Raw genomic sequence first — 1509 nt, 5'->3', positions numbered from 1 at the left:
AAGCCGCTCCTCCAGCCGGCGCATCTGCATCGACACCGCCGACTGGGTCCGGTGCACCTCTTCGGCCGCTCTGGTGAAGCTGCCGGTGTCGGCAATCGAGATGAAAGTTTGCAATTGATCGAGATCGAGCGGCGATTTCATCGACATGATCCATCACTAGCGTTGATGGTAAAGATTAGAAACATTCGTTGGATTAATCAATCACTCAATGGCAAATTGGCAGTGTCCACATGAAGGCATGTGAATCGAAGCCGGAACGGCCGCTGTCGCCAGCGCCGATCGCCTGGTTTTGTCAGTTCGAGTCTGAAGGAGACCGACAATGACCACGTTTGATTTCGCCACCGAGACCTCGCGCATCACCTCGCGTCCGGCCGTTGCGACTCGCGTGGCCAACACTGTCTCCAACATCTACCGCGCCTGGAAAAATCGCCGCGCCTTCTATCGTCTTGGCGAGATGTCGGACGCCGAACTCGCCGATATCGGCCTGACGCGCGGCGACCTGCACGTCGCCATCGACGTGCCGTTTGGCCGCGACCCGACGGCGATGCTGCGCGAAATCGCCAGCGATCGCATCGAAACGATCGAGGACATCGCTCGCAAGGTGGCCTGATCTGATGCTTGTTGTTTAGGTTGCCGCGAACCTTTTCGGGGTTCGACGCGACTGACGAGTATGCAGGCTCCCACTCCCTGCCGGATCCCCCCGGCCCGCCTGCACTCTGCCCGGTCCTCCCAGGACCGGGCTTTTCCTTTGGCTGTCAGGCGAATGCCAGCTTTCGCGATGGCCTTGGTATCGATCTGCCGAGCTCATGCGCGGCCTCTATCCAGGCTGCTATGGCGTCCTGGACATTGGCGATGGCCTCTTCGGGGGTGTCACCGTCACTCACGCAGCCTGGCAGATCAGGCACCAAAGCCGAAAAACCGCCTCCATCCTCTGCAGAAAGTGGCGCAATGACGACCGGATATTCAAGTCTGTCCATCATGGCTCTTTGCCTCGTCGATAAATGCCACGAGCTTTCGATTATCTTCGGTCCATATCCCGCTTGAACTGGTCGAAGATCGTCTCCACGCCCCTCTGGTAGTCGTCACGCTGCTGGGCGCCGGTCTCGAACATCTTGCCGAACAGGTCGTCGAACGGGTTTTTCGGCCTGCCGCTCGGATTGGCCTGTGGCTGCGGTGCCTGACGCTGCTGTGGGGGCGCTTGAGGCTGTTGCGGCGCCGGCTGTCCGCCGGGGATGCCGCCTAAGCCACCGCCACCTTGCCGCAGCATCTCCTCGAAGATTTTCCCCAGCGGATTGTCTCCGTAGGGGCTTTGTGTCTGCTGAGGCTGCGGCTGCGCCCGCCCTTGCGGCTGCGGCGCGCCACCGCCGAACATGTCCTGCAGCACCTTGCCGAGCGGATTGTCGCCATAGGGACTGGGCGCCGGCTGCGGTTGGCTTTGCGGCTGAGGCTGAGGCGCGCCACCGCCGAACATGTCCTGCAGCACCTTGCCGAGCGGGTTGTCCATCGGGT

The 1509-nt window shown here is 61.4% G+C and carries 3 protein-coding genes and 1 pseudogene; 1 reads left to right on the top strand and 3 read right to left on the bottom strand.

What is annotated here, in order from left to right:
* Positions 1–141, bottom strand: a 141-nt coding sequence (locus EOC06_RS43370) for a LysR family transcriptional regulator (RefSeq protein ID WP_245470000.1), incomplete at its 3' end; no start/stop codon positions are given.
* Positions 142–319: 178 nt separating this feature from the next.
* On the opposite strand from EOC06_RS43370, the gene EOC06_RS24230 reads away from it, so the two are divergent.
* Positions 320–610, top strand: coding sequence for a DUF1127 domain-containing protein (locus tag EOC06_RS24230; RefSeq protein ID WP_127267713.1), 291 nt, complete (start codon positions 320–322; stop codon positions 608–610).
* 145 nt (positions 611–755) lie between these two features.
* Here EOC06_RS24230 and EOC06_RS24225 read toward each other — a convergent pair whose 3' ends face one another.
* Entirely contained in the window at positions 756–980 is a 225-nt protein-coding gene (locus tag EOC06_RS24225; protein WP_128308973.1) for a type II toxin-antitoxin system HicB family antitoxin, read from the bottom strand.
* 38 nt (positions 981–1018) lie between these two features.
* A pseudogene (locus tag EOC06_RS24220) lies at positions 1019–1509 on the bottom strand (hypothetical protein); the annotation flags it as partial.

It is taken from the genome of Mesorhizobium sp. M7A.F.Ca.MR.362.00.0.0 (genome assembly GCF_004023175.1).
GTDB lineage: Bacteria > Pseudomonadota > Alphaproteobacteria > Rhizobiales > Rhizobiaceae > Mesorhizobium.
Note: the sequence above shows the minus strand (reverse complement) of the source record. Positions and strands in the feature narration are given on the sequence as shown.